Here is a 15,306-nt window from a genome sequence, read left to right as displayed (position 1 = left end):
TAACTAAAGAAAGGATATCAAAATGAAAATAAACATAAAAAATATCGCCGCTTTGTTGTTACTAAGCGGTGCTATAATAGGGAATTCGGGATGTAAGAAGTTTTTAGATGAAACAGATCCTACCAATCTTTCGCCCAATAGCTTTTATACCTTACCAGAACATGCAGAAGCAGGTATTGCTGCTGTTTATGCAGAGATTAGATTTATTGGCAACGGTGCTGGTATTTATTCCAACAACTGGCAGATGTTTGATGCCCCAACAGGCATACAATCTACCGAAACGGCACAAAATTCTGATCTGAACAATTTGTATGCACTAATTTATGATGGAACAAATCTTCATGTTAACCAAACCTGGAACGGATTTTATAAAGTAATTGCGCAAACCAACCTGGTATTGGATAAAGTTCCAGGAATTAACCCGATGGATAATGCACAGAAAAAAAGAATTTTGGGAGAGGCTGCTTTTATTAGGGCCTGGGCCTATTTTTACCTGGTACGTTTGTGGGGCGATGTACCTTTGATTACAAAACCGATTACAAGCCCAAATGATCCCAATTTTTCTCCTTCCCGTACACCGCAAGAACAGGTTTATAAACAGATTGTTGATGATCTGGTTGCTGCAGAAGCAGCGGGTTTGCCTTTTATGGATGCAAGCGGACGAGTTTCTACAGCGGCAATTAAAACTGAACTGGCAAAAGTATATTTAACCATGGCAGGGCAACCCCTTAACAAAGGAGCAGCTTATTATAAATTAGCTGCTGATAAGGCCAAAGAAGTAATCGATTATTCAACAGGAAATCCTGCATCACTTGGATTATTTTCAAGTTACGGGGCCCTGCACGATGCAAAGAACGATAATAAAATGGAGCATTTATTCGGAATCCAGTACAATGATGCTGCCGGTTCTGGTAACCCTCTGCAATCATCCTACTTACCATTGCACCAACCCTTGGTTTCTAAAATTGACGGGATTGGAACTTCTATCCCAACTTCGAGTTTTTATGGTTCTTATGAGGCAGGAGATTTAAGGGCTAAAAACAGGGAAGGTTATTTCTTTACCGATTATTATACCGATGGATTTAAAATGCCATTGATTAACCGTGGTAAGCCTTATGTTTTCAAACACTTCGATGTGGTTGCCAATGGAACACTAGGGGTAGAAGGTACCAGTAGGAGTGATCTGAATATCCCACAGATCCGTTATGCGGAAACCCTGTTAATTTATGCCGAAGCACAGAACAGAGCAGACGGAAGTCCGAATATTGCTGCCTATACGGCTGTAAATACTGTGCGGAAAAGAGCTCAATTGGCTGATCTTGCAGGCTTGAGCCAAACACAGTTTGAAGAAGCTGTATGGAGAGAACGCTGGCATGAGCTGTGTTACGAAGGTATTATCTGGTTCGATATGGTAAGATTGCGTAAAGTGTATAATGAAAGCACCAATGGTTTTGATAATTTTGTTGGCCATATTAATAAAAGTGTAAACCAGCCTTTGCAAACCAAACATTTATTGTTTCCTATTCCTACTTCAGAAATCAAGAACAATCCTAACCTAACTCCAAACCCAGGTTATTAATAGGTATTTAATGGTTGGTATTATACCTGCCTTAAATAATGTTTTAGCAAAAAAAAAACGGGTACCTTATTTGGTTGCCCGTTTTTGTTTTTTGTGTGCTTCTACCTGCCATTCTAAATGCAATGAAGAATCTGTTAGTGAATAGTAATCTTGGAGGTCTTTCGCTGCGCTACCTCCTCTTTAAATCGATTCGAAAAATGAGTTTAAAAAAATAAAAGTCACGAAATGGCTTTTTTAATTTATTAGGCTTATTTTTGCAGCAAATTATAGAACCATACAGGAGATTAATTAATGCCTGTGAACCTCGATAATCATTAGAAAAACTCATATTTTATCAATGACAAACGACAAAAAAGAAATATTCGAAAGCGTAGCACAACGTTTAAAAATTGAAGGTTTTAATGTAGTAAACCGTGATGAAACCCGTCCTTGGGGTGGTTTCTTTGTAATAGATGAGTCGCAGGCGCAACAATTTGCCGATACTTATTTTGATGGATTAAATGTTGAAGACCTTAAAATTGGCGGTAAATTAAGTCCAAAAATTTTAATCGTTGCACCAAATACACGCCTTTCGTGGCAATATCACCACCGCAGAGCTGAAATTTGGCAAGTGGTTAATGGTACCGTTGGTATCAAAACCAGCCAAACTGATGAAGAAGGTGAAGTGAAAAAATACGCTCCGAAAGACCAGATCAAATTACAACAAGGTGAACGTCACCGTTTGATAGGTTTAGATGACTGGGGAGTTGTAGCAGAAATATGGCAACATACTGATGCTTCTAACCCATCAGATGAAAGCGATATTGTTCGCGTTCAGGACGATTTCGGTAGATAATAGACACTTAATATATGGAATCCTGTTCCACATCGGAACAGGATTCTTTTTATCTAAACGCTTAAAAATTAAGCGTCTTTTCCTACGCTAAAAAAACTAAACGCTTTCAAAATCCGTTTATAAAGCATACACATCATACATGGTAATCTTCATTTTTTTTATTTGTCATTGGTTTTTATCCCTGTTTAGCCAAACCTTTTTCCTCCACCGTTACTCTTCACATAAGATGTTTAAAATGGAGCTTTTTTGGGAGCGGTTTTTCTATCTGATATTGCTAATCTCGCAAGGTTCATCATTTTTAAACCCGAGGGCTTATGCCATTTTGCACCGGATGCACCATGCTTATAGCGACACAGAAAAAGATCCGCACTCACCGCATTTTTTTAAGGATGTTTTTGGGATGATGATTGCAACAAAGAATATGTACATGAATTATCTGCAATTTAAAATACAGCCAGAACCAGCTTTCCAGGGGAATTACCCCGAATGGCCGATTGTTGATAAGATTGGAAATTCATGGACTTGGAGAATTGCATGCGGGCTGTTTTATATCGGCTTTTATGTTGCTTTTGCCAACCACTGGTGGATGTATTTATTGTTGCCAATTCACTTTTTAATGGGACCTTTACATGGGGCAATAGTAAACTGGTGTGGCCATAAATATGGCTATGCTAACCACGATAATGATGATCATAGCAAAAACTCATTACCTTGGGATTTCTTGTTGATGGGCGAGCTTTTTCAGAACAACCACCACAAAAAACCAAATAGCCCTAACTTTGCCACCAAATGGTGGGAATTTGATCCAACCTACCCGGTAATGAAGGTATTACACTGGATGAAGATTATCAAAATTAGAAAGGTTTAAGGGAAGACTAAAGCTTAAAGCTAAGCCCGTCATGCTGTTGCGAATATTGAGATTTATCCCATGGTCTGTGTCACCACAGACCGCTATTCACAAATTTCTTTTCTACACTATTCTGTGTTAACTAAACCCTGTAGCAGCAAAAATCCTTTTTGTTGGCAGTACCTAACATATATTGCCATGCTGAAGTACGAAGTATCCACGACTGATGAAACAGATACCTGCCTATCAGCACAACCGCACCTCAAAAAGATTGAAGTGAATGGCAGGACTGTGGTAGCCGTAATGAACAGAACCCTGCTTTTCAGATAAAAACGAATTTGTTTTTTGCCAGGGAAACCTGAAACACGTAGAGTATATTCCGCGCTTTGTTACCCTGAGCGGAGTCGAAGGGTAAAGGCCGGGGTTTTACCATAAAATCCTTTTTGCCTATCTTAACGTATATATTCCCATCTGTTTTAAAAATAAAATCACCCGATGATCAACCTCCTTAAAATTGTTTTCTCTGCACTATTGGTTTTTATGTGTTACAAAGTAATTAACACTTCCTTAGAAAGCAACCTTTTCGAACAATGGAATTTTCTGGGTAGCATTCCCTGGATGCGCGCTACGCTCTGGGATTTTTACGCTAACATTTTCATTATCACGCTGTGGATGTTTTATAAGGAAAAAAGCATTATTCTTAAAATCTCTATCACCATTTTGTTCGTATGTTTAGGTAGTATAGCAACCTTAGCTTATGTTTTAGTATACTTATTCAAACTAAAAGATGGCGAAGGTGTTAAAGAATTACTTGTAAGGCGTGAGGAGTAGGATTTAAGGTATAGGGGTCTTACAAGGAGTTTATTTATAGCAAAGCTGATTTTGGCTTTTGGGCCTTAAACCTTTTATCTTAAACCTTATGCCGCTCCAAACAGGACATCTACTAGTCATTGCACTCATTTCGCTTATTACTTGCTGCGCTATTATGGCCCTGGTTTGGCTTTGGGCAAAGAAAATTAAAAACGCAGGTGTGGTTGATGTTTTCTGGGCGCTGAATTTTCCTGTAATTACAATCATTACCTTTTTTTTATCTGATGGTTATGATCCACGAAAAATTTTGATCTGCGGTATGTTTTTATTGGCAGAGTTACGCTTGGGCATTCATCTTTGGCAACGTGTTATCGGCCATTTAGATGAAGAAGAGGGAAGGTATGAGCAACTGCGTAAAGAATGGGGCAAAAAAGCCGACCGCAATTTCTTTGTGTTTTTTCAGTTTCAGGCCATATCCAATGTCATTCTAGCTATTCCATTTTTTATCATTACCGCAAATCAATCGCAGGGTATTTCTATTTTAGAATTTGCAGGTGTACTGGTTTGGGTAATTGCTTTTTTCGGAGAAATGATTGCCGACAGGCAGCTTGCGGCGTTTAAAAAAGATCCTGGCAATAAGGGTAAAGTGTGCGATACCGGATTATGGTATTACAGCCGTCACCCTAACTATTTTTTTGAATGGCTAACCTGGATGGGCTATTTCGTTTTTGCGCTGGCATCGCCATGGGGTATTCTAGCTATAATCAGTCCGGCAGTTATTTTGTATCTATTAACCAGAGTTACCGGTGTACCCAACAACGAAGAGCAAAACCTGCGGAGCAAGCCTATAGCTTATAAAAGATACCAGGAAACAACGAGTGCCTTTTTTCCGTGGTCTAAGAAAAAATAGTCCGAAGTCAGAGATCCGAAAGACCGAGGTTTGGCTGCTAATATAACACTGTAAAATCAAAAATAATCAATCTGCTCTTAAGCATTTTGCGTATAGAACAACACCGGACCTCCGATTTCGGACTTCCGACCATCAAATTCAAACTATATGTGGTACGATAAACTTTTAGAAAACGACAAACTTCCGGATACGGCCTTGCGTATAGGCATCAGAAAACTATGCAAACAGCGCCTGGATGATGAAACACTGGGCAATGAAGAATTACAGCAGGAAAAATTTATGGACCTGGTAGCTGAGCTAAAGCAATCGCCGATTGCGGTAAATACCGCCGATGCCAATGAACAGCATTATGAACTGCCGACCGAATTTTTTCAGTACTGTTTAGGCAAAAATTTAAAATATAGCAGTGGTTATTGGAAACCCGGTGTTAAAGATATCGATACCTCAGAAGAAGATATGCTGGCTTTAACCTGTAAAAGAGCCGATTTACAAAACGGGCAGAATGTTTTAGAGCTGGGCTGTGGCTGGGGGTCGCTTTCGCTTTACATGGCAGCTAAATACCCGGAAAGTACTTTTACCGTGGTATCTAACTCTGCAACGCAAAAAATCTTTATCGATGAAACTGCGAAGCAGCGTGGAATCCAGAACCTGACGGTTTTAACCGCCGATATGAATACGTTTACCATTGCAGATACATTTGACAGGGTGGTTTCTGTAGAAATGTTTGAGCACATGCGCAACTATAAATTTTTACTCAACAAGGTTGCTTCTTTTATGAAACCGGATGGGAAGTTATTCGTGCACATTTTTACACACAAAACCCTGGCATACAAGTTTGAAGTGATTGATGAAACCGACTGGATGAGCAAGTACTTTTTTACAGGTGGGATCATGCCATCCAACCACCTGTTTTTTTACTTTAACGACGACCTCAAAATTGATAAACATTGGGTGGTAAATGGAACTAACTATGGTAAAACATCTGAAGCCTGGCTAAGCAATATGGATAAGCATAAAAAGGAAATCATGCCTATTTTAGAAACTACCTATGGTAAAGATCAGGCGGTGAAATGGTGGGTGTACTGGAGGTTATTTTACATGTCGTGCGCTGAACTGTTCAATTACAATAAAGGAAACGAATGGATGGTATGCCATTACTTGTTTAAAAAGGCTTAACTCAGTACATCATCCTTGAACTTGATTCAGGATCTTCTTAGAGATGCTGAAATGAATTCAGAATAACGGTTAATTCAAATCTATCACAATGAAAACACTCGCCATTATCGGCTCAGGAATAGCAGGCATGGGGTGCGCCCACAAACTGCAACATCGATATAATATTACGCTTTTTGAAGAAGCCGATTATATTGGCGGCCATACCAATACGATTACGCTCGAAGAGGATGGTAAACCAATCTACCTGGATAGTGGTTTTATGGTTTTTAACTATCAAACTTATCCAAACCTGACAGAAATGTTTGCTGAGATCGATGCTCCAGTAGTTAAAACTGACATGTCTTTCAGTGTGCAGTTTCTGCCTAAAAAGTTAGAATATAGTGGTTCGAGCCTGAATCATCTTTTTGCGCAACGGAAAAACCTGTTTAATGTTTCTTATTTGAAAATGTTGATGCAGATTAACCGTTTCAACAAACAAAGTGTCGAAATTTTGGATAAACCAGAATATCAGGATTATTCAATCGGGAAGTTTTTTGAAGCTTTTGGCTACAGTCAAGATATGCTTTGGCAGTACCTCATCCCGATGAGTGCTGCGGTTTGGACTGCACCGATGGAGCAGATTCTTGATTTTCCTGCGGTTACCTTGATCCGTTTCTTTAAAAATCACGGCTTTTTAGGCTTGGATACGCAGCATCAATGGTATACACTGCAAAATGGTAGTCAGGCTTACCGGGAAAAACTGATTGCTCCTTTTCGCGACAGGATTAAGATCAATACTAAAATTGTTGCGGTAAAACGTCTGGAGAATGGAAAAGTTGAAGTGGAAAACCAAAAGGGCGAGAAATTCGAATTCGATAAGGTAATCATGGCCAGTCATGCCGACCAAACTTTCGAAATCGTAAAAGATAAAACAGCACTCGAAACTGAACTGCTTTCAAGGTTTAAATATCAGCTAAACAAAGCTGTTGTACATACCGATGAAAAGCAGATGCCCGAAACCAAACTGGCCTGGAGCAGTTGGAATTACCGCGTAGAAAAACAGGGCGATAAATTATTGCCTAGTACCATTTATTGGATGAATAGTTTACAGGGTGTTTCTAAAAAGCAGAATTACTTTGTTTCCATTAACCCCACCGGAACTTTAAATCCAAACAAGATCATCAAAGAAATCGATTATCATCATCCTTTGTTTGATGTTCCTGCCATGCAGGCACAAGAGCAATTGCACAGGCTAAACGAAACCGGTCCGATATACTATTGCGGAAGTTATTTTAAATATGGTTTTCATGAAGATGCTTACAAGAGCGCAGTGGATTTGTGTAGGGGGCTTTAATGATCTGATCATTTTTCCGGGTTTAATCTGTCTTCAATGATCTTCCTCGACTGGAGTGCAGCGGAATGAAGAGATCTATCCATTAGGTTTAGCTCCATTGAGTACTAAAGTGGCTCTCGACAGTGTTGCACTTCACTACCCTTGACAGGTGTTAAGGGAATTTCGTCATTGCGAGAAGGCTTTTTCAGCCGACGAAGCAATCTTTACAGTGAGAATTACTAGCATGAAAGATTGCTTTGTCGTTCCTTCTCGCAATGACGCGTTTTTGTCATGATCTGTCATCCTAAATGTAATGAAGGATCTATTAGAAAAGATTCTTCGCTGCGCTCAGAATGACGATATAAATAGGGTGATAAACCAGCAATAAATTTTTGTAAATTGTAATAACAATGGAATTCAACTCAAACATATTTACCGCAAAAGTGATGCACAATCGCCTGGCACCAAAAAAACATTCCTTTTGGTACAACGTGTATATGTTTTATATCGATCTGGATGAGTTGGATCTGCTGGCGCAAAAACTACTCTGGTTCAGCCGGAATAAATTTAACCTCTTTTCTTTTCGCGATGCTGAGCACCTTCAGCTGCCAAAAGAAAATCCCGATAAAACTAAAAATACACGTCAGCATTTAGAAGCTTATTTAAAAGAAAATGGTGTTGATGGCAGCAGGCTTAAAATAAAATTGCTTACCAACCTCAATGTACTTGGGTATAATTTTAATCCTGTTTCCTTTTATTATTGCTTTGATGAAGAGGGCAATCCGGCATGTTGTGTAGCCGAAATCAGCAATACCTACCGGGAAATGAAACTTTTTTTCTTTGGGAAAGACGAATTGTATGGCGATACCTTCGAAAAAGTCACCACCAAATACTTTTATGTTTCGCCATTTATCGATCATGACGATTCTTTCGATTTTAAATTAAAAGTGCCGGCTGATAAACTTGATATTAAAATTGATGATATTGATAAGTATGGTAACCGCTTTTTTATCAGTACTTTAATAGGAGAAAAAAAGCCATTAACCAATGCTGCTTTGCTACGATATTTTTTCGCTATGCCCTTAATTCCATTACAGGTAATGGGCATGATCCACTGGCAGGCCCTTAAACTTTGGATAAAAAAAATACCTTTTCATCCAAAATCCGAAAACCCTGAGCTGCAACGCAACGTATATAAACCCTATAAGCCACAAATAAAATAAATCAAAAATTATGAATACGCTTACCGCTGATAGAACATCGAGGGGTTTTTTCGAAAGAGTAGTGCTTAATGCACTTTCTAAAATGACATTGGGCAAATTGGAACTTTCATTGCCAAGTGGCGAAATACTGGTTTTTGGAAACGGTGAACATAAAATTGAAGCACATATTCAGGTTAACCATCCCGATTTTTTTAAATCCATTGCACTTTATGGCGATATCGGTTTTGGTGAAGGCTATACCTCGGGTTTGTGGGATACCACGAATATTACCAACGTAATAAAATGGGTAATCCTGAACATTGAAAATGCGCCTTCGGTTACCGGGAGCAAGGTAAATTCCATTGCGCTGAACATCTTTAAATGGGTTAACAAAATCTATCATATCCGCAGGGCGAATACCCTGGCTGGATCGCAGAAAAATATTTCGGAGCACTACGATCTGAACAATGATTTTTTCGCTACTTTTCTGGATAAAACCATGACTTATTCTAGCGGTTATTTTAACCCTGAAGATTTAAGTTTAGAAGAATCGCAATATGCCAAATATGATCGCCTGGCGAGACAATTAAAAATTAAAGCAACCGACCATGTGTTGGAAATTGGAAGTGGTTGGGGTGGTAATGCAATTTTTTTAGCCAAAAAATATGGTTGTAAAGTTACTTCAGTTACCATTTCTAAAGAACAGCAAAAATTGGCGATGGAGCGTGTGTATACAGAAGGCCTGGCCGATAAAGTTTCGATTATTATTCAGGATTACCGCAAAATTGAGGGTGCTTTTGATAAAATCGTATCCATAGAAATGCTCGAGGCTGTGGGGCACCAATATTTGGAAACCTATTTTGAAAAATGCCAGCAGTTATTAAAACCCGATGGGATTTTTGCCTTTCAGGTAATTACCTCTCCCGATTGTAGGTATGATAAATTGAGAAACGGTGTAGATTGGATTCAGAAGCACATTTTTCCGGGTTCGCTTTTACCTTCGGTAGCTGCTATAAACAAAGCAGTAAACGAAACTGGCGATTTAACCCTGGTCGATTTGAAAGATATGGGTTTGGATTATGCCCGTACACTTCATTTATGGTTTATAGCATTCAATAAAAACCTAAATAAAGTAAAAGCCTTGGGCTTTGATGAAACCTTTATCCGCAAGTGGAATTATTACCTAAATTATTGCGAAGCCGCTTTTGCTATGCGGAATATTAACGTAATGCAAATGGTTTATTCAAGACCAAACAATATTTCGAGATAGATATAACAGGTATAATGTAAGACGGAGAGATAGGAAATTTCATCATCTATCTTCCGTCGTCTATTTTATGACTGCATGATTTCTTTTTACCGATAAAAGCGTAGTGTTTGCCGACTAATCAATAGAGTTTGTGTAAAAAGTATAGCGTATCATTGTAACAAAATGCAATTTGCGTAGACTAATTACAAAAGACTAACTCTTAACATGAAAAAACTTTTATTATTAACTTTCATTCTTGGAATATTTTTTACCGCACACGCCCAGTTTCCCGGTGGTGGCTTTGGTGGAGGACCAAAAAAAACTACTGTTACCGGACGTATTACTGCTATTATACTCGATTCATTAACTAAAAAACCAATAGATTACGCAACGGTATCACTAATTACAGTAAAAGACAACAAATCTGTAAATGGTGGTGTAACCGATGAGAAAGGAAAATTATCCTTACAAAATGTATCGCCTGATTCATATAAACTAATGATCGGTTTTATGGGTTACAAAACAAAATCTGTTTTGGTTACCACCACGCCATCTAAACCAGATAACAATATCGGAACCATCTATATCTCTTCGTCAGAAAATACTTTGGCTGATGTTCAGGTTCAGGGAACCAAAGCAGTTATCGAAAATAAAATCGATAGGATGGTATATAATGCAGAAGCTGATGGTACAAACGCCGGTGGCGATGCAACCGATGTAATGCGTAAAGTGCCAATGTTATCGGTTGACATTAATGGCAATGTACAGTTACGGGGGGGCGCTGTACGCGTTTTAATTAACGGCAAGCCTTCTGGTACCATGGCCAGCAGTGTTGCTGATGCTTTAAAAATGATTCCGGCAGAACAGATTAAGAGTGTGGAGGTAATAACCAGTCCGTCAGCTAAATATGATGCTGAAGGGTCTGGTGGTATTATCAATATCATCACCAAAAAATCCAATGCACAGGGGGTAAGCGGTTCGGTAAATGCATCTGCAGGTACGCGCCAGAACAACGGAGCTTTTAACTTAACGGCAAAAACGGGCCGTTTAAGTGTTAACACAGCTCTTGGAGGAAATTTTGCATATGCCCAAAATTCGAGAGTTGTTATTGTTAACAATACACAGCTAACTAATGGAAGTGCTATCAACACATCACAGGATGGTTACTCAAAATGGAGTAGAAATGGTTTAAATGGTAGTTTTGGTGCTGATTATGACTTTAACGCATATAATAACATTAGCTCCAATATAAAGTTTAACCGTTTTTCGAACGGCGGACCAGGCGAATCAGATTTTCTTTCTAATGGTTTCCGTCAAAAAAATATTAGCGATATGGATATGACATTCAGTAATATGGATTGGAATGTCGATTATAAAAAAACATCTAAAAAAGAAGGAGAAGAGTTCTCAATTTCTGCACAATTATCTAGAGGTCGTACGCCGCAAAGATTTAGTAATACGCTTATTCCTGAGGGTTCTTTAACAGGTGAAACTAAAGTACGAAATAATACCAGTAAAAATAATGAGTATACTGTTCAAACAGATTATACCTACCCATTTTCTAAATCTACAACTTTAGAAGTAGGGGCCAAAGGTATTTTTCGTAAAATTAGAAGCCAGTTCGATTTTTCATCTCAAGACTTTGATTACAGTCAGGATGTTGCCGCAGCCTATGGTGTAATTAACTTCAACTTAACCAAAAAGCTAAAGTTTAAAGGTGGTTTAAGAACGGAGTACACCACTATTAGCTTCAATACAAAAGCTAATGGCATTCAGAAGAATGATTATTTGAATTTGTTCCCTAGCGCAATTATATCGCAAACCTTAAAAGGAAATGCAACATTAAAACTGAGTTATAACCGTCGTTTACAAAGACCAGGTCAAAACTATCTGAATCCTTTCCTTAACGATAGCAACCCAATTAGCTTGCAGCAGGGAAATCCATATTTAGATCCTGAATTGAGTGATAACTTAGAGTTGGGTTATAGTACCTTTATAAAAGGATCGGTAATTAATGCATCAGTTTTTTACCGCCGTACAGGAGGGATAATTGAAAGTTCACTTACTACAACTGCTGCTAATATACCATTAACTACTTATATTAATGTGGGTACTGGCCAAACTTATGGTTTTAACGTATTTGGCTCTTACAACCCTAAGCCAAAATGGACTTTGATGAGTAACTTCGGATTAAATACTTACGAAGTGAATAACAAGGTAGCCAACTTTAATACCGGTACTTTTATAAACTATAATATTTTTGCCCGTTCTGCATATGGTTTTGGTAAAGGTTACAATTTTGAATTATTCGGTGTTGTAAATTCTCCAAGAAGAACCTATCAGGGTAAAACAGATGCGATGATCTTTTATGGTGCATCATTCAAGAAAGATATCTTAAATAAAAAAGGATCTATTGGTGTAAATACTTTGAATCCTTTTGCAAGAGATCTTCACATCCAAACGGTAAACAATTCAATTTCGCCTACGGAAACAGTTTTTCAAAGTCAAAATATCTATTATCCATTGCGTTCTTTTGGGGTTAATTTCAGTTATTCATTCGGTAAGCTTAAATTTACTGAGAAGAAAAAAATCAAAAATGATGATGTGAAACAAGATCAGCAACAAGGTGGTATGGGTGGAGTACAACAGTAAAACCCAATCTAAATATATAGTTCAGGCCTCTCGATCAAAATCGGGAGGCTTTTTTATTTAGGTATCGTTATATCGAGTGCTTCAATTGGAGATCTGTTGTTTTTTAGCTGCCAAAAAGGCAACTAGGTTTTTAAAATTGCTATTTTTCAGAAAGCAATGCGCTTGCTGCTTCGGCTACAGCAGTCCCTCCTTTTGCTTAATCCCATAAGAGAATCCATAGATAAAAATATTCTTAAATCGGGATAACGCTGTCAGTCGGGTTTGTTTTACTACAAACAGAACTACTATTTAAGCAACTAAGCCTTAACCTCAAAGTGGAATGTCAATTTTTCAATAAACAGATAGGAGGATGGAAGTATTGTTAAACGACAGCAGTGAATTTTTTTAAATTTTCCTTATCCGTTTTAAAATCATCAGGCTCAACGGATTAAAGGAATATCCGCTAATATTGTTCTGAAGCATCACTACAGATTGATCGTAGAACAGCGGAACAACCGGGGCATAATCCATTACCATCTGATCCATTTTGCGGTATAACTCAAAGCGTTTTTCGTTATCTGTTACATAATAGCTTTTTTCGAACAGCTGATCAAATTCCTTGTTGTAAAAAGCAGTATAATTTGGTCCGTAAGGGACTTTGTTTTTGGAGTAAAACATAGAAAGGAAATTCTCTCCATCGCCATAATCGGCAAGCCAGGAACCACGGAAAAAGTTTACATTGTTTTTCGACATTAAATCCCGAAGACTAGCACTTGGACTTACATCAATTTTGGTTTTAATACCTACTGCAGTAAGTTCGCCCTGAATAAATTCGATCAGATCTTTATAAGTTGTGGTTGTATTTAGGGTTACCTCTCCCATACCTTTTCCTTCTGGGAAACCAGCTTCCGCTAAAAGCTCGGCAGCAAGTTTTGGGTTATAAGCATATCCCCGAACCGCCAAACTATCAAAACCAGGCATGCCTTTAGGAATGAAACCAGATGTTGCGGCTACGCCAATGCCATTCCTTAAGTATTTAATTAATCTGTCGCGGTCTATAGCATAATTAATGGCCTGTCTGATTTTTTTTAAGCGCAATGGCGATTTCTTCACAATCGAAAGATTGGTATCAACCAATATACCCACATACTCGGTACACAGGTATGGGCTTTTGGTTAATGTAAATTTGCCTTTGTATTTCGAAGCCATTTTTCCGCTTTTGGTTAGAATATCATCACGGTAACTGCCATCTACATTATAGTAAAAATCCAGATCCTTTTTCAGGAAACTCATAAAACCACTTTGTTTATCGGTAATAAAACTGGCTTTTACGGCATCAAGATAGGGTAGTGGCATTCCTTTGGTATCTTTTTCAAAATAATGATCGTTTTTTAAAAGCACCAATATTTCGCCTTCTTTCCAGTATTTAAACCTGAAAGGGCCAGTACCAACCGGATGGCTCCTGAAATCTTTACCGTAATGTTCTACCACTTCTTTGGGTACAACAGAGCAATATTGGGTAGTGAGCAAACTCATAAACGGTGGGAAAGGGCGTACCAGTTTGATCTGGAAAGTAGAATCGTTTAAGGCGATAAAATTATCTTTATCCTTCACTTTGTCGCTAAAAATCCAGCCGCCCGATGAGGCTACTTTTGGATCGATTAAGCGATAAAAACTATATACAAAATCACTTGCTATTACTTTTCTACCTTTTCCGTTTTTAAAAATCGGATCATCATGAAAGTAAACATCATTGCGCAGGTTAAAAGTATAGGTAAGTGCATCTTTCGAAACCTGCCAGCTTTTGGCAATACAGGGGATGGTTTGCAAGGAAGAATCGATCTGTACCAATCCGTTAAAAATCTGGTTGGTCATCCAGATTGCATTCTGGTTACGTGCAAAGGCCGGATCAATAGAAGTTAAACCCTGATCAAGGTTGATATTGAATACTTTTTTGTCTTGATGATCAGCATTCTCCTTACATGAAAAGAATAAGCTTACACAAAAAAACCAAAATATATACTTAAATGAGCCTCGCATGCGATCAGGAATGTTATTTTTGCACAAATTAATAAATTTAATGCAGATGTCTTTTTTAAACGATTTATTTATTGGCCTCGATGTGACTAAACAGGAAGAATTACAGGAACGTTTAGATTTAGTAGAACACAAGATTAAATTTATGGATAAAATGCCTGTGGCCTGCTTGGATACAGGTAATTATCCGGGTTATCTTTTATCAGAAGAAATCGCATTGGCAGGGGGTATGTTGGAAACCGATACTTTAAACGCTGTTTTCATTATCTATTATCAGCCAGGTAAAACACTTACCGATTTGATGCGTGAAGTGCCTTCGGTATTGGATACCGACTGGCCAGCCGTAAAAAACAACCGCATTATTTTATTGAATGACGATGTAGAGCGCGAGAGAACTGCCGAAAATGCCGTTTCCCTAATAGAAGATATTGCTGAAATGTTACACCCCGGTTCATTTATTTTCGGGCATGAGGGCGATAAGTGGATCAGGTTTGAGGTTTAAGAAAGATTTGAGAGGCTAGATATGAGACAGTTAAAAAAACGAAGATTCAATGTTTGTGCTGATTAAAAAATGGTTTCAACTGAATCCGGTGGATGGATTTGTAACCTTTCAATTTTTAAACCTTTCAACGCTCTAAATAAAAAATGTACACTCTGTCAGATGGTAACGCTGACAGCAGGGTAATTAGATACCCAGTCGCCCGACTTCGGACCCCCG

Annotated in this window: 13 protein-coding genes; 12 read left to right on the top strand and 1 reads right to left on the bottom strand. The window is 38.3% G+C overall.

All coding sequences use genetic code 11. The annotated features are described in order from the left end of the window. The first annotated feature begins 22 nt into the window (after positions 1 to 22). The 11 genes from HDC90_RS01085 to HDC90_RS01040 all read left to right on the top strand — a co-directional run bounded on the left by HDC90_RS01085 (position 23) and on the right by HDC90_RS01040 (position 12,572). Positions 23 to 1,579, top strand: coding sequence for a RagB/SusD family nutrient uptake outer membrane protein (locus HDC90_RS01085; protein ID WP_184462983.1), 1,557 nt, complete (start codon positions 23 to 25; stop codon positions 1,577 to 1,579). Positions 1,580 to 1,916: 337 nt separating this feature from the next. After that, positions 1,917 to 2,414: a phosphoheptose isomerase gene (locus tag HDC90_RS01080; protein WP_184462981.1), complete on the top strand. Its 498-nt coding sequence runs from the start codon at positions 1,917 to 1,919 to the stop codon at positions 2,412 to 2,414. A 139-nt stretch (positions 2,415 to 2,553) separates the two neighbouring features. After that, positions 2,554 to 3,282: an acyl-CoA desaturase gene (locus HDC90_RS01075; protein ID WP_184462979.1), complete on the top strand. Its 729-nt coding sequence runs from the start codon at positions 2,554 to 2,556 to the stop codon at positions 3,280 to 3,282. A 177-nt stretch (positions 3,283 to 3,459) separates the two neighbouring features. Beyond that, entirely contained in the window at positions 3,460 to 3,591 is a 132-nt protein-coding gene (locus HDC90_RS25435; protein ID WP_255497433.1) for a hypothetical protein, read from the top strand. A gap of 165 nt (positions 3,592 to 3,756) precedes the next feature. Beyond that, a complete protein-coding gene (locus HDC90_RS01070) occupies positions 3,757 to 4,092 on the top strand; it encodes a DUF1475 family protein (protein ID WP_184462977.1) in 336 nt (111 codons plus the stop codon). Positions 4,093 to 4,180: 88 nt separating this feature from the next. Next, positions 4,181 to 4,981, top strand: a complete 801-nt coding sequence (locus HDC90_RS01065; RefSeq protein WP_184462975.1) for a DUF1295 domain-containing protein — start codon at positions 4,181 to 4,183, stop codon at positions 4,979 to 4,981. 147 nt (positions 4,982 to 5,128) lie between these two features. Continuing rightward, positions 5,129 to 6,157 carry a cyclopropane-fatty-acyl-phospholipid synthase family protein gene (locus tag HDC90_RS01060; protein ID WP_184462973.1) on the top strand — a complete coding sequence of 343 codons (1,029 nt, stop codon included), beginning with the start codon at positions 5,129 to 5,131 and terminating at the stop codon, positions 6,155 to 6,157. An 88-nt stretch (positions 6,158 to 6,245) separates the two neighbouring features. Further along, positions 6,246 to 7,490: an NAD(P)/FAD-dependent oxidoreductase gene (locus tag HDC90_RS01055; RefSeq protein WP_184462971.1), complete on the top strand. Its 1,245-nt coding sequence runs from the start codon at positions 6,246 to 6,248 to the stop codon at positions 7,488 to 7,490. Positions 7,491 to 7,879: 389 nt separating this feature from the next. Next, on the top strand, positions 7,880 to 8,692 hold the full coding sequence (locus HDC90_RS01050) for a DUF1365 domain-containing protein (RefSeq protein WP_184462969.1): 813 nt from the start codon (positions 7,880 to 7,882) through the stop codon (positions 8,690 to 8,692). Between the two features lie 10 nt (positions 8,693 to 8,702). Then, a complete protein-coding gene (locus tag HDC90_RS01045; protein ID WP_184462967.1) occupies positions 8,703 to 9,941 on the top strand; it encodes a cyclopropane-fatty-acyl-phospholipid synthase family protein in 1,239 nt (412 codons plus the stop codon). A gap of 204 nt (positions 9,942 to 10,145) precedes the next feature. Continuing rightward, the gene (locus HDC90_RS01040) at positions 10,146 to 12,572 is read left to right on the top strand and encodes an outer membrane beta-barrel family protein (protein ID WP_184462965.1); all 2,427 of its coding nucleotides are present in this window, start codon (positions 10,146 to 10,148) and stop codon (positions 12,570 to 12,572) included. A gap of 384 nt (positions 12,573 to 12,956) precedes the next feature. Here HDC90_RS01040 and HDC90_RS01035 read toward each other — a convergent pair whose 3' ends face one another. Then, complete coding sequence (locus HDC90_RS01035; RefSeq protein WP_184462963.1) at positions 12,957 to 14,591, bottom strand: ABC transporter substrate-binding protein; 1,635 nt, start codon at positions 14,589 to 14,591, stop codon at positions 12,957 to 12,959. A gap of 46 nt (positions 14,592 to 14,637) precedes the next feature. On the opposite strand from HDC90_RS01035, the gene HDC90_RS01030 reads away from it, so the two are divergent. Further along, positions 14,638 to 15,090, top strand: a complete 453-nt coding sequence (locus HDC90_RS01030) for a hypothetical protein (RefSeq protein ID WP_184462961.1) — start codon at positions 14,638 to 14,640, stop codon at positions 15,088 to 15,090. The last annotated feature ends 216 nt before the right edge of the window (positions 15,091 to 15,306 follow it).

This window comes from Pedobacter sp. AK013, assembly GCF_014205835.1.
In the GTDB taxonomy this organism is placed as follows: Bacteria; Bacteroidota; Bacteroidia; order Sphingobacteriales; family Sphingobacteriaceae; genus Pedobacter.
Note: the sequence above shows the minus strand (reverse complement) of the source record. Positions and strands in the feature narration are given on the sequence as shown.